This is a genomic window from Streptomyces agglomeratus, from assembly GCF_001746415.1.
GTDB classification, from domain to species: Bacteria; Actinomycetota; Actinomycetes; order Streptomycetales; family Streptomycetaceae; genus Streptomyces; species Streptomyces agglomeratus.
This window is the reverse complement of record NZ_MEHJ01000001.1, coordinates 7663904-7685567: the sequence shown is the minus strand read 5'-3', so window position 1 is coordinate 7685567 and position 21664 is coordinate 7663904. Positions and strand designations below refer to the sequence as shown.

The 21664-nt window shown below is 67.2% G+C and carries 18 protein-coding genes and 2 pseudogenes; 9 read left to right on the top strand and 11 right to left on the bottom strand.

Going from position 1 to position 21664, the window contains the following annotated elements; genetic code table 11:
* Nucleotides 1-181: 181 nt before the first annotated feature.
* A pseudogene (locus tag AS594_RS33630) lies at nt 182-715 on the bottom strand (hypothetical protein).
* Nucleotides 716-888: 173 nt separating this feature from the next.
* Between AS594_RS33630 and AS594_RS33625 the strand changes: the two are divergent.
* Together AS594_RS33625 and AS594_RS44035 are read left to right on the top strand one after the other, a co-directional pair.
* The gene (locus AS594_RS33625; RefSeq protein WP_069933751.1) at nt 889-1425 is read left to right on the top strand and encodes a DUF4240 domain-containing protein; all 537 of its coding nucleotides are present in this window, start codon (nt 889-891) and stop codon (nt 1423-1425) included.
* A gap of 859 nt (nt 1426-2284) precedes the next feature.
* Nucleotides 2285-2800: a hypothetical protein gene (locus AS594_RS44035; protein ID WP_141747190.1), complete on the top strand. Its 516-nt coding sequence runs from the start codon at nt 2285-2287 to the stop codon at nt 2798-2800.
* 355 nt (nt 2801-3155) lie between these two features.
* Here the strand turns inward: AS594_RS44035 and AS594_RS46505 are convergent.
* A pseudogene (locus AS594_RS46505) lies at nt 3156-3311 on the bottom strand (NF041680 family putative transposase); the annotation flags it as partial.
* Nucleotides 3312-3381: 70 nt separating this feature from the next.
* Between AS594_RS46505 and AS594_RS33615 the strand changes: the two are divergent.
* Together AS594_RS33615 and AS594_RS33610 are read left to right on the top strand one after the other, a co-directional pair.
* Nucleotides 3382-4188 (top strand): nucleotidyltransferase domain-containing protein, encoded by an 807-nt coding sequence (locus AS594_RS33615; protein ID WP_069931954.1) that lies wholly within the window; start codon nt 3382-3384, stop codon nt 4186-4188.
* A 907-nt stretch (nt 4189-5095) separates the two neighbouring features.
* On the top strand, nt 5096-5371 hold the full coding sequence (locus AS594_RS33610; protein WP_069931955.1) for a hypothetical protein: 276 nt from the start codon (nt 5096-5098) through the stop codon (nt 5369-5371).
* Between the two features lie 450 nt (nt 5372-5821).
* Here AS594_RS33610 and AS594_RS33605 read toward each other — a convergent pair whose 3' ends face one another.
* Both AS594_RS33605 and AS594_RS33600 read right to left on the bottom strand, forming a co-directional pair.
* Entirely contained in the window at nt 5822-6244 is a 423-nt protein-coding gene (locus AS594_RS33605) for a GntR family transcriptional regulator (RefSeq protein ID WP_069774839.1), read from the bottom strand.
* Entirely contained in the window at nt 6237-7031 is a 795-nt protein-coding gene (locus tag AS594_RS33600; RefSeq protein WP_069774841.1) for a hypothetical protein, read from the bottom strand. Before AS594_RS33600 ends, AS594_RS33605 begins: the two co-directional genes overlap by 8 nt.
* 732 nt (nt 7032-7763) lie before the next feature.
* Here AS594_RS33600 and AS594_RS33595 point away from each other — a divergent pair.
* Entirely contained in the window at nt 7764-8174 is a 411-nt protein-coding gene (locus AS594_RS33595; protein WP_240509148.1) for a DUF6281 family protein, read from the top strand.
* 1429 nt (nt 8175-9603) lie between these two features.
* On the opposite strand, the gene AS594_RS33590 is transcribed toward AS594_RS33595, so the two are convergent.
* Nucleotides 9604-10161, bottom strand: coding sequence for a TetR/AcrR family transcriptional regulator (locus AS594_RS33590; protein WP_069774845.1), 558 nt, complete (start codon nt 10159-10161; stop codon nt 9604-9606).
* Nucleotides 10162-10256: 95 nt separating this feature from the next.
* Between AS594_RS33590 and AS594_RS33585 the strand changes: the two genes are divergently transcribed.
* The gene (locus tag AS594_RS33585) at nt 10257-10865 is read left to right on the top strand and encodes a DUF2867 domain-containing protein (RefSeq protein ID WP_069774846.1); all 609 of its coding nucleotides are present in this window, start codon (nt 10257-10259) and stop codon (nt 10863-10865) included.
* 587 nt (nt 10866-11452) lie between these two features.
* Here the strand turns inward: AS594_RS33585 and AS594_RS44030 are convergent.
* Nucleotides 11453-11863, bottom strand: coding sequence for a hypothetical protein (locus AS594_RS44030; RefSeq protein ID WP_141747189.1), 411 nt, complete (start codon nt 11861-11863; stop codon nt 11453-11455).
* Between the two features lie 528 nt (nt 11864-12391).
* Between AS594_RS44030 and AS594_RS33570 the strand changes: the two genes are divergently transcribed.
* Nucleotides 12392-13612 (top strand): IS256 family transposase, encoded by a 1221-nt coding sequence (locus tag AS594_RS33570; protein WP_069931460.1) that lies wholly within the window; start codon nt 12392-12394, stop codon nt 13610-13612.
* Between the two features lie 379 nt (nt 13613-13991).
* A complete protein-coding gene (locus tag AS594_RS33565) occupies nt 13992-14549 on the top strand; it encodes a DUF3291 domain-containing protein (RefSeq protein ID WP_069931957.1) in 558 nt (185 codons plus the stop codon).
* A gap of 791 nt (nt 14550-15340) precedes the next feature.
* Here the strand turns inward: AS594_RS33565 and AS594_RS33560 are convergent.
* Both AS594_RS33560 and AS594_RS33555 read right to left on the bottom strand, forming a co-directional pair.
* Nucleotides 15341-16117, bottom strand: a complete 777-nt coding sequence (locus AS594_RS33560; RefSeq protein ID WP_240509147.1) for a hypothetical protein — start codon at nt 16115-16117, stop codon at nt 15341-15343.
* Between the two features lie 253 nt (nt 16118-16370).
* Nucleotides 16371-16568, bottom strand: a complete 198-nt coding sequence (locus AS594_RS33555; protein WP_069774851.1) for a hypothetical protein — start codon at nt 16566-16568, stop codon at nt 16371-16373.
* A 140-nt stretch (nt 16569-16708) separates the two neighbouring features.
* On the opposite strand from AS594_RS33555, the gene AS594_RS33550 reads away from it, so the two are divergent.
* A complete protein-coding gene (locus AS594_RS33550; RefSeq protein ID WP_069936032.1) occupies nt 16709-17176 on the top strand; it encodes a hypothetical protein in 468 nt (155 codons plus the stop codon).
* Nucleotides 17177-17573: 397 nt separating this feature from the next.
* Here AS594_RS33550 and AS594_RS33545 read toward each other — a convergent pair whose 3' ends face one another.
* The 3 genes from AS594_RS33545 to AS594_RS33535 form a co-directional block, all read right to left on the bottom strand.
* A complete protein-coding gene (locus AS594_RS33545) occupies nt 17574-18278 on the bottom strand; it encodes a hypothetical protein (RefSeq protein WP_069930128.1) in 705 nt (234 codons plus the stop codon).
* Between the two features lie 315 nt (nt 18279-18593).
* On the bottom strand, nt 18594-19967 hold the full coding sequence (locus AS594_RS33540) for an MFS transporter (RefSeq protein ID WP_069935709.1): 1374 nt from the start codon (nt 19965-19967) through the stop codon (nt 18594-18596).
* Nucleotides 19964-20611, bottom strand: coding sequence for an ArsR/SmtB family transcription factor (locus tag AS594_RS33535; RefSeq protein WP_069935708.1), 648 nt, complete (start codon nt 20609-20611; stop codon nt 19964-19966). Before AS594_RS33535 ends, AS594_RS33540 begins: the two co-directional genes overlap by 4 nt.
* Between the last annotated feature and the right edge of the window lie 1053 nt (nt 20612-21664).

The window sequence follows — 21664 nt, the reverse complement described above, 5'->3', positions numbered from 1 at the left end:
CGTTTCCCGTCGTACGCAATGTTCGGTAGGACTCGCTGTACGCGGTCGTAACTCGGTCGGTCCGTTCGCTCGTACTGGGGTGCTGTCGGCCCATTATGGGGTTCCACTTGCCGGTCGGGCAGCGGATTCTCTTGCTGCGGCGGCGTGTTCCTGAGCGGTGCCTCGGGAACCAGCTGTTCAGTCAGTCCAGGGCGGCCGCCCACGCTGTCAGCGTGGCGAAGTCGTCGAGGGTAAGGCCGTACCGGGGTCGACTCGGTGCAGTAGAGCAGGACCGTCGTGGTGCTGTGTGACCCAGGTGCGGTCCGCCTCGGTGATGTCGTCGTCGATCCGGGCGAAGGCCCGGCCTTTCGCCCAGGCAACGATCTCAGGCGTCTTCCAGTACACGTCTCCCCCGGGGTCGGGCAGCGGCGTAGGCCACGCTATGAAGGGCAGCTCGGGCAATCCGAGCACGGGTGCGACGTAGGCGTTGGCTTCTTCCTCTCACATTGTTGCCCACACCAGGTCGAACGGGAGCGCGTCCATGGCCGGGCCGTGATCCGGGTTGAGCCACACCCGCAGCGGTTTCACCCCCTTCTGCGGAAGGCCCCACGCAGCCAGGCGGCGCTCGGCGGCTTCCCAGCGCGGTGAGAAGCCGATGCGTCTCATAGCCGGCGGGCCTCCGGTGCAGCTTGGCGGCATACGGATTCAACGGTCCGTCCACATCCACCAGCAACATGGGGCGCACCGGCCCACCCTTCCCTCGGGTCCTGGGTCGCACAGTAACGGCCGATAACGACAGGGCCCAGCGGAATTCCGGCAGCCCGGCCGGTGCTCGGCTGTCACGGAGGGCCGGGTACAGGTGACTTCAGGCCGGTCTCGTTGTCCGACCTGGGTGCCATGCTGTGCATCATGCATACCGAACAGTTCTGGAACCTCATCGAACAAGCTCGTATCCAAGCCGTCGACTCTTGCGATGCCGACGAAGTCGCAGCCCAGGCCACCGCGCTGCTGGCCACCCGTGAGCCCCAGCAGATCCTCGACGCCCAGCAGATTCTGTGGGATCTCATGGCCACTTCCTATCAAGCCCCGCTCTGGGCTGCGGCGTACCTCATCAACGGCGGGTGCTCCGACGACGGCTTCGACTACTTCCGCGGCTGGCTGATCGCCCAGGGCCGCACAGCCTTCGAACAGGCCGTCGCAGACGCCGACCGTCTCGCGAAGCTGCCCGCTGTCCACGCGGCAGCAGCCGAAGAAATGGAGCTGGAGGGCGAGCAGTCCCTGAGCATCGCCTGGGACGCCTATGAGAAGGCAACCGGTACGGATATGCCCGACGATGCCTTCACGATCAACTATCCCGCCCTCGATCCCGCCTGGGACTTCGACTTCGGCAACCACGGAGAAGTGGCCGCCCGGCTGCCCCAGCTCGCGGCGCTCTACCCGCAATGACCGGCCAGCCGGGCACCTCGTCCGTCACAGCCCCGTCCGTTCTCGTCGCGGGCAGCGGTGACTGGCTCCACCGTGCGGTGGTCGGTGCCGCCGGACCTGATCCATCGGCGGTCGCCGCCGCTTGAGGTAGGCCGCCAACGGGTCGTTTGGATCCCCACCGACGGCACGGCCCGTGACGGCTAATGCCGTGGTCCTGGTCGGCTGTGCTTGCGGCGCAGCTGATCATCCAAGGTGGGGCCGGGATGATCCGGTCCGTTCGGGGCGCCAACGTGCCAGGGAGCGTGTTCGCGGATGAACACTCCCAAAATTTGGGTGACGTCGGCCGGTCCGCCAGGGAGTTCTTGGCGACACGCTCCAAGGCGTAAATGCCCCCTGACCGAACAGCAAGCGTGTCACTACCCAGATGATCGATGGCCCGCGTGAAGCGTTCCGTTATCTCTCCCTCCCGGGCGAGACGGAGTTGTTGCCAGCCGACCGCTGCACCAGCCACGACCACCAAGCCGGCCCGTGCTTGGAGTAGTTGGCTGCGGAAGCCGTTCTGGACCTTGGACTGCGCTTGTCGCAGCTCCACCCGCTTCTCTCGACTGGCCACCTGACCCAGCTCGTGCGACGTATGTGACGGATAGACCGGGCCAGGGAGCCAGACGACCACAGCCAGAACCTGCTCCGCACAGTGCACCAAGCAATCGTGGACGCAACCGCAGCGATGCCACGTTTCCCTCTGCCGTCCCGGTCGACTGGCCACCTCCCATCGTGCCCATCGACGCGACCGCCCACCCTCGGTTTGGTGACTGCGTTTGGCGGCAGATGCTGACTTGGGGCTGTTGCGAGCAAGCGTGAAGAGCCACACTGCTATGTCATGGGGGACGCAGGGCTGTGGGTGGCGGTGCTTACAGGTGGCACAGCGGTGATCGCCAGCTGGGTGACGAGCCGAGGACACACGCAGGCCGCTCGGTTACAGGCAGAGGTGGCGGCGGCAACGCAGGAAGAGGCACGACGACGCGAGACAAGGCGGGCCTCGTATCTCGCGTTCATCGAGCAGGCTCATCTCATGGGTGTCGAATACCGCAAAACGCCGCCTCTTCTGGAGATCGAAGACCCAGAGCATCGTCGATTACGCCTCGAAGAGCACCGGGAACGGCTTCGAGAAGTCTTCGGGCCCTTTCGGCATCGCTGTCAGGTTGTCGCCCTCGACGGTCCAAGCATGACAGTCGACGCAGGTCACAGAGTGTTCGTCACATCTCGAACGGTGTACATGACGCTCGGAGACATAGCCGCCGGCATTTGTGAGCCGTCGGCGTATTTCCAGGCCATAGATGATTACTGGACAAGCATGAGCGAGTTCGTCGAGGCGGTTCGTCAAGAGGGGGCCTAGCCGCTCCGGCCCTTACCCCTGTCTGCCAGTACGCGATGACCGGTCCTGGATGGTCACTGCCGAGCAAGAGCGATTCCCGCCAGCGGTCGGGTCCCACAACGGTTCGTGCGCCCTTGAACACTCCCGAGTGAGATGAGCAGTACCCAACTCGATAGCCTGCCCAGGGCCGTGCAGAGGTTGTCGCTTGTTTCTCCCACCCAGACCCCAGGCCCAGCGCTGGCTGCCTGCGGGTGAGCCAAGTCATGGCGGGTGACAGCAACCCAGCAGACGGCTGCTCACGGTGGCTCATCGGCGACCGCCCCTGAGACGTATGTAGACATCAATACCCCCTCCGGCGAATGCTGCAACTATGCCCGTTTTTGAACCCTCGACGGACCCGAGCGGGCATGAGTTTGTTCGGCTGGCGCAGCTGGGCATAGGCGGCGAACACCCGTTAGGTCCATCGGTCGGCCGTATCCGAAGTGCGGAGCCGGGGCTTAGCCCACCCGAGCGTCTGCTTGAAAAGGCGAAAGACTCACGGACGGCATACCGTGTCGGAAATCCGCTCGGCAGCACGTAACAGCACGAGGCACAGTAGCCGCATGGATGAACGAGGACTGAACCGCGACGGGACGATCGCACGCGAAGGCGCACTGGACCGAGTGCGGGCAGCGTTCGTTCCCGTCGTCGATGCCGCCCGCGCTCGCATCACCGAGACGTTTGACGGTACGCGCCTGCACAGCGCCTACCTCTACGGCAGCATCCCCCGTGGCACCGCCACCCCTGGAGTCTCCGACCTCGACCTCCAGCTCGCCCTGTACGGTGAGCCCACCGAAGGCGACCGTGCTGACGCCAGAGCCATCGAGGTCGTGCTCGACGGTGCATTCCCGCAGCTTGATGGCGTCGGGATCTTGCTGACCAGTACGCGGTCTCTGCTCAGCGACGTCGACCGGCACGATGGCGGGTTCTTCATTGCGTGCCTCTGTACCCCGTTGCTGGGCCCTGACCTCGCAGAACAACTGCCCCGGTACCGACCTACAGCCCTACTCGCGCGGGAGACCAACGGTGACCTTGCCCGCGTGCTGCCGCGCTGGCGTGCCAAAGCAGCTGAAGCCACGACGGACGCCGACCGCCGGTCCCTCAGCCGTCTTGTTGGTCGTCGCATCGTCCGCACAGGTTTCACCCTGATCATGCCCCGTTGGGGCGGCTGGACCAGCGACCTCGACCAGTCCGCCGAGCTCTTCGGCCGCTACTACCGCGAGCGCGTCGATCAAATGCGTGTCGCCGCGTCCACTGGACGTGTGCCCTCATCCGACCCGGCGGTGTTCGAGATGCTCATCAACGACCTTGGCTCTTGGCTCGCGGCCGAATACACGGCCGTGCATGGTGAGAAAGCCCCGCGTCCCTGACAGGCGCCCCGCGCCGTAATCGACCTTCTCAAAGTGCCCAGGAGTCAGGCGCGGTCTTCATCGGTCAGGGCTGCGGGGTGACGGGTGAGCCAGCCGGTTACCTGCCGCACTGTTGGCTGCAGGGGCTCTACCCGAACGGCCCGCCTCCGGCTTGAGCCGGGGTAGGCCACGGACGAGCAGAGTGCGTGGCCAGCCGGGACGAAGGACACCAACGCGCCTGGGCCCGCCGCATGGCCCAGGACTTCAACGTGTCCGGCTCGTCCGACGAGATGACGGCCCGCTCATGACGGGGCGGCACACCGGGGCTGGACGGCCGCAGCCGGAGCCGGCCGACGCCGCCTGTCCGGCGCTCCCCAGCAAGGTCCGGAGCGGGGACGCACCCGGCGCCCACGGGGACGACGCGGGCCCCGGCGGCTTTGTGAAGAAGCTGGCCCTGTGGGCCGGACTCACCCTCTGCATCGCCTTCATCGCCTGGGTGGCCTGGGGTCCTCCAGTTCGACCACGACGTCGAGCATCCCCGCGAAGGCGGCTTCTCCGGCTAGCAGTGCGGCGCCGGACGCGACTGCCGCTACTGACGACGCGCCGGCCCGGTCCCGGCTACCTGAAGGCAGACCTCCCCGAACCCCTCGCTGGCCCATGCGGGCTACGTGGGGCCAGCCCACGGATGGCCCAATCCACTGCATGGCGCACCCGAAATGTTGCTCTACCGCCCCTTCTCCGTGCTCACCCCGCTGAGGCGAACGATGGCGTCCGCGATGTCGGCTGGCATTCAGGGAGCAAGTCGTTCGGAGTAGCTGAGCTGGACGTCAGCAACCAGCCGCACGAGCCTGGAAGTCAAGTCGGAGCCGGGTGGAAACAGCCGCGTCGACGGCAACGCAATCGATCACTTCGGAGAGAGGACTCGAGGATGGCCGCCCAGAATACGGTTCGGCTCGAAGACAAGGAACTCGAGCACGTGCGCGCGTTGACGCGGGAGGTCGATGCAAAACTCCGGGAGATCCACGAGATCACCATGGGGCATGTGCGGGGCGAGGAGGGCAAGTACCGACCGAAGCAAGCACGGTTTGTTTTCGACAACATCCGGATCATCATGGAGGGTGACGGCACGTGCGGGGTCTACGAAGACCCGCCTGGGATCTGCCGACCGTGCACGCTGGAAGAGACGATTGTGAATGACCGCTGAACGTCAACACTGTCGGATGGCCCCAAGCACCTAGTACTCCAGCAGCGTTTCGCTATCTGGCCTGGTCAGAGGTGTCGTTCGAAATGTAGTGCCCTGAGGGTGCGCCAGGGGCGGTCTTGCCGGACCGTCCTTCCAGCGAGTGGAGGCGTCGCCGGTAGCGGCCGTGGCGGGCGATGGCTTGGTGCCTGCGCTGCCACTGCGACCAGCTCACTGCGTGGATGCGAAGCAGGGCCTTGGGGCAAGACCCCGCCCTTGCCTGCCCCGTGCCCCGAACGCCTGGGCGAACTCGGCATCCGGGAACAGCTCTCCGAGCTCGTCGCGGACCTCCATCGCCAACGGATACGGCCCCTTCGCCGCCGAGGCCGCGCTGCGCGCCCGGTGCACAGCTCAGGAACATGACACGGCGCACCAGGCGCTGTGACTTGCGCCCACGCCTCGGCCTTCTTGGGGTTACCCGTTCCGCTGTCGGCTGTGGCCGAAGGGGGGAGGGCGGGTCCCTGGGTCAAGTGCGTCGCGGACGGCTGTCAGGATGTCCTCGGTGTCGGCGCCGAGCGCTCGGGCGGCTGAGGTGAAGTCTCGTGCGAGAGTGCTGAGTTGGTTGGCATCGGGCGCGTGCGGCTTGGACGGGAGTACGGCGACCCGGGTGCCGGCGCCACGGCGGGTGAGGATCAGTTCCGCGGCCTCCAGCTCGCGGTAGGCGCGGGCCACGGTGCCCGGCGCCAGACCGAGATCGGCGGCGAGTTGGCGCACGGTCGGCAGGCGCTCGCCCTCGACCAGCCGGCCGGTGCGGATCAGCGCGGCCATCTGGGCGCGGATCTGCTCGTACGGAGGTACCTGGCTAGTGGTGTCGACGCGGACGGCGGGGTCACTCATGGTCAAAAGTCCAATCGGCGACTGCCTTGTCGTCAACCGCTCGGGGTGCCACCACGGTGACCAGGGACCATCCGAAGGTGAACAGGCTCAGCAGGCCCAGGGGGCAGATCACCACGACGGTGGCGGCGCCCAGCGGGCCGGCGCAGGCATTCTCAGTAAGCGCGACGAAGATCATGAGAACGACGAGCAGCACCTGGCTCGACACCAGCAGCCCCCAGGCTCCGGTGATCGCCCACGCGCGGTCGCGGCGCTGTTGGTCGTCGCCCGGGCCGTGGGCGATACGGCGCAGGGCCCAGACGCAGACGGGGGTTGCGACCGCGAGGGCGGCGAACATCGGGCCGCTGTAGTACAGGCCGGGCCAGGGACCGAGGGATGCGCCCATCCCTTCGCAGGTGACGGTGATGACACGCCCCGCTCTGCCTGTCCGGTCCGAGCCGGAGGAGGCCGTGACCGCGCAGATCACCAGCAGAGCGACGAGGGACGCCGCCTGCACAATGAGCAGGGGCGCCATACGGGGTGGCACTTGGTCTCGGACCAGACGCGGGGCGAGACTCGCGGTGCGTACCGCTTCCTGGGGGCGCAGGGTCAGGGCGTCGCCGAGCATGACACCGCCCACCGCGCAGAGGCCGAAAGCGGTGATGGCGAACACGAGGGGCATCGTGATGTCGTCGCTCTCCATCGTGACCAACTGCTGTGCGGACACGATGCCGATGGCCAGACCGGACCAACGGGCGTAGTGGTCAGCGTGGTCGAGGAACCGGGACTGGAGCGGGACCGTGTCGAGCATCTGGAGATCCCCTCAGATCGTCTTGTATCAAGTGATGGGTACAAGATGACCTGGTCGCGATCTTGTGTCAAATGATCGATACAAAGCGAAGGCAGGACTGAAGCCACCAGCGCAGAGCTTGCGCCATCCCCCGGCAGAGCTCCCGCAGGACCAGGTGGGGACTGCGAGGGCGGGCGGCGCCTGTCGCCCCTCCATGGGGGTCTTCGTCCCCTCCCCGCAATCGGGTCGGTGACCGGCTGCCTACAGGCCGGGGCGTAAATGTCCCCTCCCTCCTCGGTCAGCACGGCGCGCCCGTCGCCGGGAAGGCGGGTGGCCTGCTCGCTCATCGCGGGACTCCCTGGTCGGCGCGCCGGGCGCCGCAAGGCCCGAAGACGACACCTGGCCGCAGACCGGCCGCGCGGCCGCACAGTGCCGCCGCGCGTCACGCGTTCCGCCGGCGGGAGCGAACAACGCACCCTCGTGATGGACATCCCGCCTGGCGGCAGCACCCCAGCGGAGCGAACAGCCAGGCATGGCCGTGTCCTGAGGCTCGGACGCGCGGCTTCGCCGTCTATGGCGGCAGCCTCGGACCAGCGGCCCGTCCCGCGCCGCGTCGTGGCGGGCGCGGCGCGGACGGGCCGACGACTGGTGGACTCCCCGGCGGCGCAAACTAGAACCGCCGGCAAGGGTTACGCCCTTAGCCTTCGCAGCAACTACTGAGCCGGAGCTGATGCTCCTGGAGGAGTTGAACCAATGAAACCGGTACTTCTATTCGGCAATGCCAAGTCTGCGTGGATGCTGGTGGCGGCAGCCATCACCACGTTGTCCGTGGGCTGCGCGTCCTCGTCGGGCGGCGGCGGTGAATCCGCGTCGACCTGCGCGTTCATGGTCGAGTACGACAAGCGTAGGTACATTGCCGACAACACCGATATCTCTGTCGGGGACGAGCTCGGCGCCGCTTCCCGTCCGCCGTGCGACGACACGCCGAACGACAATTCCGATGGCAAAACCACGGCCTCGTCGACTACCGCCTACACAGTCGAGGGCGTAGACCCTGCCCTCGCCATCGCGGTGGGCGACTCGCCAGACGACGTCCGCCTGGTCGTTATCGACTCCGGCAAGGAGCTGCCTCCCGAGATCAAAAAAATGATCAACCGCTCCTGACGACAAGCGACGCGGGACGTCGGTGCCGCACGGACGGTCGGCCGCGGCCGCGTCGTACGCATCCGTTCGGAGGCTCGCAGTTCACCAGGCGTGCACTCGCGCAGTTAACGGCCGTGCGTGCCGATGATGGCGAGCTGGCCCTGCCCGTAGTCCAGTTGGAGCGCCGGCCGCGCCGGGCATCCTCCTCGCCCAGGCGGAGCTCTTGAGGGCCAGGTGGGGACTGCCGGCGCCGGTGCGGGGGCGGTGCCCGTCTCTCTCACCAAGGGGGCCTGTCTTGAGTCGACAGCTCCAAGGGCTTGCGCCGTACCGCGAGCATCCACGAGCCGCCGCTGCACCTCTGACACCAGATGTTGCAGTCGTCCGGACCGCAACCTCTCGCTCTCCATCCGCTGGTCCAGGCGCGGACGCATATACCGCACCATGCCTGGTCCGTGGCGACGCAGCACAGCGCGGCGACGTCGACCGCCAGTACGGGTGCTGGCCAGCTCCTTAGAATGGGCCGCCCACGAAAGAGCAAGCTGCCGTGGTGGCGCGGGCGGCCGCCTCGTTCGTGGGCCGCGTCGGAGCGGTCGGCGGGGGTTGAGCGCCGAGCGAGGTCTCGGAGGGGCGTCAGCCCCGCCGGCACAACGTCCCGGTTGCCCGCGGACTTCATCCAGGCCGGCAGCCTGGCGAATAACTCCCTCGTCGTAGGGCCACAGGCTCCATCCAACGCAGCGGTCCCCATGGAGGCGACTCTGCCTCGGGCTGGGGCGGTGCTGGCGGTGGGTGCGCTCATGCGGCCCGCCTCGGTGGGCACCCAGCGGCGCGCCTGCTGAGGCGAGTCGGGGCACGACGCTGACCGCCGGGCAGCCATTTGCCGGTCGCTTCCCGTGTGTAGGTGCTGTACCGGGACCAAGCCGGGGCGTCGCCCCCGGCGGCGGTCTCAACTGCTCCTGGGGGCTTCGCTGTGGTGCAGGCGCCGAATGTCCGGATCGCCAACTTCCGCCACCGGCGCGCAGTTCGGACGGCGACTGCGGCGCCTTGCGCTTCGGCGGGCGCGTCTGGTCAGCGGCCTGCCGGTCCAGTGCGCAGGCGGCCCGCTCCCCCGGCGGTTACCCGCGGACCTCTTCGTAGTCGGCCACGAAGACGGGCAGCGCGTCCGCGATCTACTGTCGGCGGGTCGGCTGCCGGCCGATGAGCCGCCGGTCGACCCCGGCGAATGCCCGTCCTGCGAGGGGACTTCATCCTTGAGCGTTCCGTCTCGGTGATGCTCCGCTTGCGGCCCTGTCCCCCATGGGCTTCCAGCTCGTCCGGGCCCAAGCTGATGGAGCCGTGCAACCAGCGGCGGACCGTCTTGGGGCCGTGGCTTTGTCGAACAGTTCCCGGAAATCAACATAGCCAGAAGTCCGAGTCGCCCGGGCCGGATGCGTGCCGCTGTGAGTCAGATCGTTCAGCTCAACAACCTGTTCCTGACCGCGGCGAGGACTTCCGCGCGGCTGCGCGGGCCGTTGTCGGCCGCGATGAGGTGGTCGCCGATGCGCAGTGAAAAGGTGATCAGGCAGCGGGCCTCGACATCGTCCTCGTCGGGGCAGAAGGCCCCGTACAGCTCGCGCAGGTAGTCCATGCGCCGGTTGTCGGCGCGGCGCAGGCAACCCGCGGCGCCTTCGTCGCGCCGGGCCCAGTCGCGGATCGCGAGTTCGACCCCGGCACTGGTCACAGGAGTCTCACCTGACCCCACGAAGTCGAAGAGACGCCCGAGCCGCTCGCGGGCGTCGCCCCCGTCGAGCTCGACCCGCTCGATGACATCATCGGTGACCCCGCGCTCCCAGGTGTCGAGCATCTCCTCCAGGAGGGCGGCGCGGTTACGGAAGTAGCCGTAGAAACCGCCCTTGCTGACGCCGAGCGCCTGGGCGAGGACCTCGATCCGGACAGCCTCCGGGCCGCCGACGGCGAGCGCCCGCAGCCCCTCCTCGATCCACTTGTCCCGCGGCGTACGGATCGCGCCCATCCCGTGTCTCTCCTTACGTGCCCACCCAACTATACGGAGCCGTATAGACGGGTCTATGCTCTGTCTATACGACACCGTACAGACAGGGGTCTGCGATGAGCGATCTGCGCCTTTCCTCAACCGACCACACGTTCCGCCCATGGCGGATACACGATGTGGCCGACGACTTCCGGCTCGAGGACGTGTGGGTGCTGCCGACGCCGGGTGGCCCGGACGACCTGCACCACCTGGTCCAGCAGATGGCGGACGGCGATGACGGCCCGCACGGCGGCAACCCCGTGGGCCGCTTCCTCTTCGCGGTGCGCTGGAAGCTGGGCGCGCTGCTCGGCTGGGACAAGCAGGACTCGGGCGTCGGCGGGCGGGTGGCGACGCTGCGCGACCGACTGCCGGACGACCTGCGCGAGGGGCCACAGGGGCCCGACCTCGTCGGGGCGCCTTTCACCTCGGTCTTCCAGACGCACGACGAGTGGGCCGCCGAGTACGCGAACAAGACCATGCACGGGGTGATGCACATCGGCTGGGTCGCCGACGGGGAAGGCGGCTACCGCGGCCAGATGGCCGTCCTGGTGAAGCCCAACGGACGCCTCGGCTCCCTGTACATGCTCGCCATCAAGCCTTTCCGGTACCTGGGGGTCTACCCCGCCCTGATGCGGTCGATCGGCCGGGAGTGGCGAGAGAACACGGCGCGCCGAACGGCATGCTGACGCCTACGGAGAAAGCGCGGGTCAGGCTGGCGGACTCCGACAGCTCAGGTGCGGCGAAGTTGCGCGGGGTCGCGGTCGTGAACAGGCGGCGATCCGCGCGGAGGGCCGCACTGGGCTGAGGGACGGATGACCGGTCCGTGCCGAGGAGCTGCTCACGGGGGGCCCGGCTTCGATCTCCCGGAGTGGTTCCCCGTCATCGCTGTAGAGCTCAAAGCCTGAACCGCAGGCCGAATCGGGTCAGGAGTGCTGCCAGATCCACGAGCCGTTGCGGATCGACAACTGCGTTCAGGAGCGTGACCCTGTCAGTCGGGTCGACCTCAAAACGAAATCCTGGCCGGGCTATGGCGCACCGGCACACCTCTGGCGAGTCACCACTGGGACGGGTGCGAAGCCGACCTGGTCATCCTGCCCAAAGGCCTGGGTGCCGGCCAACGTCGGTGTCGGCGCGGTGCTGATGTCGCCGGAGATCGCGCCGCTGCTGCGGCACGAGGACGTGGACCCGCTGCCCGCCATGGGCACCTTGGCCACCCGCCTCATCGAGGGTCCCATCACCAAGACCGGTCTCGACTTTCCGCCGCCGTCCGCCGCTAAAGATCTCTGGTCAGAATGCAGTGGGGATCGTCGTTGTCTTCGTCGCCCACGCGAGTCCAGAGCATCAGCGTCTTTCCATGCCGCAGAGCGCTAAGGACGTCTCCCACCTCATCCCCCTTGGGGCCTTTGGCGTCGAACGACCGCCACACGGCGGTCCCTGTCTTGCTGGACTCGTCTTTCCAGGTGCCCGATCCTGACCGGGGTTCTGTCCAGTTCCAGTCCGAGGCGCCCATCCAGTCGCCGCATACGTTGTTGGCGGTGAATGTTCCATCTGGCTTCAGCGTCAGAGTGCCGCCATCGGCGTCGGTCCATGTGGTCGTGAGTTCAGTTGGCTTCAGCGCGACGGATTCACCCTCGGGCGGCGGCCGGTTCCAGATCCTGCCGCAGGCCGTGAGTGCGAGAGCCATGGCAAGGAGGACCAGCGAGGTCCGGCAGGAACGCAACACACTCCACCTCCAGCGGTCTTTACAGGTCGCGTGCGCGACCGGGGAGATCAAGGACGTGTGCCGCAGCCTGGCATAGAATTTGAACACGTTCAAGTCTGAGTTGGAGGGGGCGGAGCCCCACGGGTCGTCACGGCCGTACCGGAACGAAGTACCGCAACCGCAGCGGCTGATGACGGTCGACCTAGACCCTGGCCGGCGATAGAGCCGGGTCACCGCCCTAACCGCGTCGGACCCTTGGCTGGAGTAGCCACCCGAACCCCGACGCCAAGATTTCCCCTTTGGCAGCGCGGACCCAGTCGCTGCGTCATCCAATCCAGTCGACGCCGCCGGATGGCGTCCCGCTGTGTGGTGTAGGGGATCTCCGCGGTTGAGTGCGCGGGTTCTGCTCCCTCGGGTGCACCGTCTGCCGGTGACTGCTCCCTGCTCAACTGGCAGGCCACCGTGCAACTGTCCTGAGTGAACGGGCAGTTCGACCCCAGGGGGTGCACGGTGGCCTTGTCCCAGCATGACCTACTTCGCCTGCTTGAGTCACTACGTTCGGCCGATGGTCTTGAACTTGTCCGAGAGGTCGCCGAGCGGCTGCTTCAGGAACTGATCGAGGCCGAGGCCACCACAAAGATCGGCGCCGAGTGGGGCGAACACACCGGAACCCGCACCACCTGGCGCAACGGGCACCGGGAGAAGACGGTGACCACGCAGGCCGGCGACCTGGAACTCGCCATCCCGAAACTGCGGGCCGGAAGCTTCTTCCCCAGCCTCCTCGAGCGTCGGCGACGCATCGACCAGGCCCTCTACGCGGTCATCATGGAGGCATACGTCCACGGCGTCTCCACCCGCTCCGTCGACGACCTGGTCAAAGCCCTCGGCTCGGACACCGGGATATCCAAGAGCGAGGTCTCCCGGATCTGCGCTGAGCTGGACGAACAGCTCGACGCTTTCCGGACCCGTCCGCTGGACCACATCCGGTTCCCCTACCTGTTCCTCGACGCCACCTACGTCAAGGCCCGTGTCGACCACCGCATCGTGTCCCAGGCGATCGTCATCGCCACCGGCGTCACCCAGGACGGCGGCCGGGAAGTCGTCGGGGTCATGGTCGGCGACAGCGAGACCGAAGTGTTCTGGGCCCAGTTCCTGCGCTCCCTGCGAGAACGCGGTCTGACCGGCGTCCGCCTGGTCATCTCCGACAGCCACAGCGGCCTGGTCAAGGCGATCCGCAAGGTCATGCTCGGCGCCGCCTGGCAGCGCTGTCGTGTCCACTTCGTCCGCAACGTTTTCGCAGTGATCCCGAAAGGGTCGGCGGAGATGGTCGCGGCGACGATCCGCACCGTCTTCGCCCAGCCCACCGCGGACGCGGTCCGCACCCAGCTCGACACCGTCGCTGACATGCTCGGCCGACAGTTCCCCAAGGTCAGAAAGATGCTGCTGGAAGCCAAGGAAGACCTGACCGCGTTCGCGGACTTCCCCCACCAGCACTGGAAGAAGATCCAGTCCACGAACCCGCTGGAACGGCTGAACCGGGAGATCAAACGCCGCACCGACGTCGTCCAGGTCTTCCCGAACCCAGCCGCCGTCCTCCGCCTTGCCACCGCAGTCCTCGCCGAACTCCACGACGAATGGATCGCCTTCCCCCGCCGCTACCTCTCCAACGAGAGCATGGACGCCCTCTACACCGACACCCCGACCGTCCTACCCGCCACGTCAAACGACTGATCGCCTACACCACGAGAAGGGGACATGACCCGCCGCCGGCGTAGCCCCGACCCACCAGCCTGAGGGGAGACGCCGATGCTGCTCCTCCGCAGTTGCTGGGCCGATGCGGACTTCCATGAGGGCAGGCAGCGCCGCCGTCACAGCCCCCGCAAGGACCTGTGCAGGAGGCCACTTGGACAGGCAAAACGCAACTTCGACATGGCCCTCAGAGGCAGCTACCTTCACCTGGTCTTCGGCGATCGCCCACGGTCGCGCAGGGGTTTCTTCAGGCTGAGCCGCCCGCGACGCGGTGAGTTCGTCACGCCCCAGGAATCCTCGCCCCCATGCCCAAGCCACCGATCCGGGTCCACACCAGGCACCCCCAACCAGGGAGAGACGCATGCCCCATCTTGCGCTGTACACATTCGGCGTCCTGAAGTCACCTCTCGCCGATCCCGCACCTCTCATGCGTGAGTTCTACGACCGTGGCGAGGCCGTCTACCGGAAGATCGGCCAGCATCCCGGATACCTCGCGCGTGCTGAAGCGGCAGACGGTGAGCGGGGCATGCTCTTCGAGGCGGACTGGGGTGCGTGGGGAGAGTTCGCCGTACCGACTTGGTACGGCAAGGGCCGTACTGTGGAAACCACCGCCCTGGCCGCGACCCTCTCGCTCTGGACCGACGTGCGCCCCGCCTTCGACGCCGTTTACGCAGGTCTGCACCGTGAGGCGCTCAACAGGCGCTATGACTGGTTCGAGCGGACAGGGCACCCGAGTTACGTGTTCTGGTGGGTCTCCGACGGCGTGATACCCACTTGGCAGGACGGGGTTTCCAGGCTGGAACACCTCCACGACCACGGCTCCGCGCCGCACGCCTTCACCTTCCACCACTCGTTCGCTCCGGACGGCACTCCGACCCGGATTGAAGGCATCGGGCCGAAGAACGACCAGGTTCGCTGACAAGGAAGCCTGAACGACTGGGTTCGCTGTCAAGCACCGCGGCTGAATGACGGCGAGCAGATGCGTCTGCGCTGAGGCGGATCCGCCAGTACCTGGGGCTTCGCCGTCTACCTCGCGAGCACCAACGATTGCCAAGACGCCATCCTGCCCACCAGCGGCTTCGCCGGACCCCCGAAGACGCCCTCGACTGCGCCTGCGGCCATGGTGGAGTCCACCGACATGTCCCATGTCGATCTCACCCGCCACGTCGGCGGCGGCCTGAACCTGCCGCAGCAGAAGTTCCCACGTCCCGTCGCCAGACCACAGCCGAAGACGTTCATACACGGTCTTCCACGAGCCCGAACCGTTCCGCCAGGGACGCCACTGCACACCGGTCCGCACCCGGTGGCAGAATCCCGTCGATCACCTGCCGGTGGTTCCCGCCACCGGCCACAACGCCTGTTGCTGACCGGTGGGAACGGCCGCAGCCGTTCCCATTCAGCATCACTCAGATCACCTCGCCCCTGCCCAGATCAACGACGTGGGCCCGAAGCACTCACGTGATCGTCCGGACAAGAGCTGATTGGCAAGAGCGCTGACCCCTATTTGGCGAACCACGGTCCCGGAAGAAGCTCCTGCGGATTTGCGGGTAGTGCCTCGCGCTGCCGGTCACAGCTGGCCTGCCTGATACCGCTGGGTGTCCGCCGCGTCGGGCTGGCGGCGCGGCGGTAGAGGGCCGTCCGGCCCCAACGAGTAGGAACTGGAATGCACTCAGCTCCAGGGCTGCGAAAGGGAGCCAAGGCGGCTCGTCATCAGTGCGCCCAGGGCAGACGAATCGCCTCGATTTCAGAGTCGTTCAGCAACGCGTTGACGAGGGCTGGGGAACCGGCGATCTTGGTGCCCCACAGGTCGTAATCGGTGCACAGCACCCAGGAGCGGTCGTCGGCCCAGAGGTCGGACGGGCTGAAGTCTGCTTCGGATTGGTCGTAGAGGATCTCGGCATCACCGAGTCGGCCCGCACGTACGTGAAGGTTGTCGAAGTCGGCGGCTCCAAGCGTCAGCGGGTTGTAGTAGGCCAAGCAGCGGGTGTCGGGGCCCGCGGGACTGTACTGAGTGAGGATGGCGATCAGCTGGTTCCAGGTCTCACGGTCCAGGCTCCCTTCGGTCGGCGGAACCGCGCCCAGCGGCCAGCTTCCCTCGTTCTTGGCTGAGGGGAAGCAGCGATAGGAGGGCATCAGCCCGTCAGGCACGATTAGGTCACCGGTCCGCCGGGCAAGCTCGGTCCAGAGCAGCCGCCGCCAGCCGGGGCCGGGATGCCGGGCGCGGCCCAGACCTCCTCCCGTAGTGATGCTCACGGCGAGATCGACGCCCTCGACAACGTGCGGCTGGGCGCTCCCGTCGGCAAGACATGCCTGGCTGTGCTCGTGGTACGACACATCGACCGGCCCCTGCTCGTACTCGTACATGGCGTTGAGCACCCACACCGCGTCAGGCATCGCCGGAGGCATGAACCCGGTCAGGCCGTCGCCGCACAGCTCCAGCAGCCAGGTGGTGGCCCTGGAGGGCACGAGCGGCCACAGGCTAGACATCGGTTTCGGTTCCTCGGACATCCGCTCATGGTCTTAGGTGCGAATCCGCCTCACTGCGAGGGGCCGACATGACGCCGCCCCGGACCCCGCCGCCCGAGCCCGTCTCCAGGTACCTGGCCGGGACCTTTCCGGCGCCTGCGCCGGCCCCGCACGCTGGATCTCGACGACATCCAGGCGACCTTGCTGCGGGCCCGGCCCGAGCCCTACTAGCGCACGTGCTCGGTTGGTTCATTCTGAGCCGCGTCGCGCTGGTTCATGCGGCCTGCTCCTCCCGCTCGACCAGGACGCCGTTCTCGAACCTGGCGCCGCCGCGAACCAGGGGGACAAGGTGAACGCCGCTGATCGCACGCCAGAGGCACGAACTGGCGATCACCGTATGGGACACCTTCGCCGACGAACCGACGGCGAGGAAGGTCGAGGCGCGAGCTACCGCATCGTAGGGCTCGTCCACTGGTAGAGAGCCCACCAGTCCGAGCTCAACACGAGTTACTGGCCCTTACCGCAGATCGCATTCTGGCATTCTGGCATTCTGGCATTCTGGCATTCTGGCATTCTGGTGAGAGTCATGTCCGCTGAGTCGAAAGGGTGCTCGTGGCGCAGGTTGTCCGGCGGCAGCGCGTGAATGCGTACCTTGGGTACTTCGCGTTCGGGTTGCAGGATTCCGACGATGCGGCCTTGCCGGTTTCGTTCCCCGACGACTTTGCTCGCGGTGTTTTCGTCGGCAGCCATCCGGGGCGTCTGGACATCACCAGTGGCGGCCACACGCACACCGCTACGGTGGACGTCGAGGTATGGGACGCGGCTCCCCCGCCGCAGGACCCAGCCGGCTGGGACGAGCAGGCCGAAGCCGATCTCGAGTCGACGAGCGGGCAGTTGGTGGTCTGGTCCATGCACACGGGCCGTACGGACGACGTCATCACGCTGGCGGAGTCCGGCGGTTCCTGGCAGGTGCGGGTCAGCTGCAGCGGCCGGGCCGAGGCAGCCGCCTTGTCTGAGGGTGAAGGAACCGGGGTCGGGGTGGAACGCTACCTCCTACAGTTCTGGCCGGCCGACGCGTAGAACCTCGACGGCCTGCGCCCGAAGTGCGCCCCGTAGCCCCGGCAGCACAAATGTCCGGCCGTTTCCCCGCCCCACAGCAACGTGTGGGTCGAATGCCCGGGCCTCCAAGAGCTCGGTCGGAGCGGTGTCGAGGCCGTCCCTACGCCCCGCGGCATAGGTGTGGATGCCGTCACTGACAGCGCAAGCCCCGAGTCGTTCCTTGTGGCCCCACTGCGGGCCGCTTCAGGTTCGGAAGCCGTGGTCTAGTTTCGGTGGAAATAGTCGGGGGCAGCCGACATCCGCGTCATTCGGTCGGACACATACACCGGTACGCGGCCATTCCGGTACGGCGCTACGTCCTCACCTTGAATGCCACGGTGGGCGCGCACCGGCACCGCATGCGATGGCCCTTGATCGGTCAAGTTCCGGGCGTGAGGCAGCGCTCCAGGGCGGCCCGTTGGGTGCCGGGCAGGCCCTCGCCCAGGGGGTCCGATCGGGGACTGTGTTCACCGTTGCAGGTCCAGCTGCGCTCGTCGTGGTCGTACGACCATGACGAGGTACCCCACATGGGATGGGCTCCCAACAGATGCCGGGCCAAGGCCTCGCAGTCGTCCGGCGCACCCACCGTCCTGAGCGCGTTCACCAGCATAGTGACGGCCTGGGCCGGGACGTTGGCGTCGCCCAGCACCGGTAGGAGCAGGAGCAGCCGTTGATGCGTATCGGTGACGCCGACGGCTCCGGGCGGGCTCTGGAGGAGTGCTGCGAGCTCCGGCCAGCAAAGGCCGGGGCCGATGCGGTCTTGGTCGGTGCTGGCCAGGACCAGGTCCCAGCGCCAGTCGGGATGGACGAGGAAGTAATCCGTGGACGAGTACTCCTCAGCGTTGTTGTAGTGCACGATGATGCTGTGGCCCTGGGCCAGCGGCACCGTGAGCACCGGCCAGGCCGCCTTGCTCTCCAGGCGCTCCAGCACAGCACCGGCGTCCGCGGCATCAACGCCGAAGCCCTCCACCGGCAATCCCTCGCACAGCTCCGCCAGGTGTGCGGCCCAGAAGCCCGGTTCGTTCAGCAGCGGCAGACCGTCCACGACGGGCGCTGAGGCATACAGGTGTCGTGCCATGACCATGCCGTGATTATCGCTGCACCCGTCCCCCACTGTTCGACTGCCTCCGGCGTTCTGGCGGCCGCCGAAGGGGGTGATGCTACATACCCCGGCTGGGGGCACAAGCGTGTACGCCGACACCCGCGTTCGAAGGGCAGGAGGTTGGTGGTCGGTGCGGCGTGTTTCCGGCTGGGACTGGGCGTTCAGGATGAGGTGGGACGTAGGAGGGTGCCCGGGCGGCGGCGGTGCGTGCCCATATGTGCTCGAGGCGGCGTGCGCGCCAGGGTCGTCAGCACCCACGGCGTCTGAAGCCGAGGCCCTCCTCGTTTGGTCTTCGGTTCACTGGTGGGTCTTTGGACAATGCGAGTCGGAGCCGCCGGCGCTCGGGGAAGGCGACACGGCGTGCGGCTGACGCGTTGCTGCCGCAGCGATGGAGGCAGTTCCGCTGCGGTGAATCCACAGAGCAGCTCCTGCCAGCAATACGGTGCCTCCCAACAGCCAGGGCAGTCGGCCTGGCGGAAGAACACCAATGATCAAGCCGGTGAGCGCTCCTGCCAGTTGCAGAGCGAGAGACTGGACGGACAGCGCGGTGGCCCGACCGGAACTGGAGACACGGCGGTGCAGAAGGTCGTTCTCGTTCGGCCCCGCCGCACCGATTCCGAGGTAGACCAGGCCATACCCCATGGCAGCGAGGGCCATGGAACCCGCTCCTGTGAACGCTGCGGTGGCACCGAGCATAAGCAGGCCGCCGGAGCTGATGCTGAGGCTCACCATGACGGCACGCTCGCCACTGCCTGCAAGACGGGCAGTCAGTGTTGCAAGGTGGCTGCCGACACCGGAGCAGATGAATCCGGCGCAGGCGAGTACGGCAACGAGCACCGCCCCCAACTCTGGTGCGCCCGAGAGGGCCGCGGCTCGGCCCGGCGTGAGCAGTTCGATCACTGCCATGGCGCTGCCAGCGGCGCCTGCGCTGAGGAACACTCGGCGGACCAGCGCATCGCGGCCCCCCAGCCGTAGTCCGCCCCCGATGGTCGCCGGGATACCTCGCAGTACGTTGCGCAATGTGGCCACCGGCCGCGCCGGCTCCCGCAGAGAGGTAAAAACGTACATCACAAAGACGATCTCGACCGCTGCTCCCAACAGCATCGGAACAGAAAGGGGCAGCACCAGCTCGGACGTTGCCTCGCTCAGTCGGGCGCCGAGGTCAGGACCGAGTCCGAGCAGCCAAGGAAGGGTGCCGCCGAGCAGGGTGCCCGTGGCGAGCGCGGCGGAGGTCGCGGAGGAGCCGCGGGCCAGGCCGGTGCGCAGGTCGGCGTCGGGGCCGGCGTGTGCCTGGACGGTGTCGACGTACCAGGCTTCGGCCGGTCCGCTGGACAGTGCGCGGCCTGCGCCCATGAGGGCCATGCCGAAGCCGAGCAGCCAGGGAGCACTACCCAGGGCCACGATGGTTAAGGCGGCCAGGTTCAGCAGTCCTGCGGCGGCCAGAACAGCGCGGCGCCCCAGGGCGTCGGACAGCCCTCCGGTGGGCAGTTCCAGCGCGGCGGCGGTCAGGGAGTGCACGGCGAAGAAGCCCGCGATGGCCGCCATGGCCATGCCGCGCTCGGTGAACAGCAGGATCAGGGGAGCGATACTCAGTCCCAGTGGCAGCCAGAACAGAACGCAGAGCGTGACATAGCGGCGGCGTGCGGTGCGTATGTCCAGCGTCCCGGTCATGACGCGTCCTTGGAATCTGTTCCCACGGGGGCGGAGCCGCCGCCGGCCCCAGCGGCGGGGTCGCGCGGTGCCAGGGGGAGCCCTGCGGTGAGGAGTACGACCTGCGCTGCGCGCGGATCTTCTGCGTCGCGGGTAGTCAGCTCTGCCAGCTTCCGGTCGAGCACGTCCCAGAGTTCGGTGAGCGACTCGGGGGTCAGGCGGGGCATCAAGTCGTTGATCCCCGACGGCTCCATCCACTCCCGGGCCAGCCGCCCGTCGGCGATGTCGGCCTCGTACCGGGCGAGAGACACCTCCAGGTGTTCGATCTGGGCCCTGCGGGACAAGCGCACATAGGCACGGTTGCCTGGTTCGGCTTCCATTGCCTTGTTGCTCCAAGAGGTTACGGAGTGCACCGCCTGCCAGCGGCGCTCCCGCCCGTCACGATGCTCGGCCTCAGCGACGAACGCGTACTTCGCCAGCACGCGCAGGTGATAGCTCGTGGAAGCGGATGACTCCCCTGTCCTGACCGCGAGTTCACTCGCGGTGGCTGGGCCGTCCTGCCGCAGCATCCCCAGCAGCCGGATGCGCAGAGGGTGCGTGAGGGCCTTCAGTGCTGCAGCGTCCCGCTCGGGATCGAGTACGCGTTTCTGCTCTTCGCTGACCATGATCGAGAGAGTAGAGCGACCCGGATGTTTTCCAAAAGTACTTTTGCAGAATTTATTTTGGAATCTGTCAGGGCTCTGCGTCACCGACGACCCCGGCAGAACCGGCAGCCGACACACACTCTGGTGGCGTTCACCGACGAGTGACAGGAGGGCGGCCCGGGCGGCGGTGGTGCGGGCCCGGATCTGTTCCAAGCAGATTGCGACCGGCACGCCTGCCCGGGGGCACAACCGCCGGCTCGCTCCCAGCCCACATGTGAAACACCCGCCCGTTCCCCCTAGACGCAGCAGACCCTCTCCGGCGAATGTGCTCTGCCGATCGCAGTGCTACAAACCGCCAGTGCAGCCTCCGCAGGCGTATGGCCGATGCGCTACGCGCGACGCCGTGACCGAGACCCGGCCTTCCACACCAACGCCCGACACGGCAGTGGCACTTCCCCCAGGGAATGTGGTGCGTATCTACTGAGGCGAGTCGGCGAACGAGGCCGACCGCCAGGGAGCCATTTGCCCGTCGCTACCCGGGTACAGGTGCTGTACCGAGATGACACCGCAACACCAGGCGTCCGCAGCCACCCTTGATGCCGCAGCCTGGATCGCATCCTCGACTATCTGGGTCGGGCACAAGAACGACCCAAACCAATCCATATCTCGTACGCGCGCTCCGGGGTGGCGGTGCGCCCGGAGCTCCGGCATCTACATAACTGGCCAGCCTCACAAGGCAGCCGCCCCGCACCTTGCATGGTTCGGGGCAGCTGCGGCGCTATCCGGGAGGCGGGCTGTGCCACGTCTGCTCCTGGCGCCTACTTGGGAGTGCTGGTGGACCCTGGGGGGCGCCATAGTCGGCAGGTGCGGTATGCACTGGCAGCGGTTCCTTCCCCTCTTACGTGGCGCTCGTGCCAGACGGCCGACGCCTGGCACGAGTTGGTCGTCAGCGACGCTTGAGCCAGGCCCGCAGTCCAACGCCTGCAGCGACGACGGCTATGAGAGCGAGCACGAGGGTGATGACGGGTCCTGGTCCCATGGTCTGGAACATGCGCGTTCTCCTTGAGTGAAGTC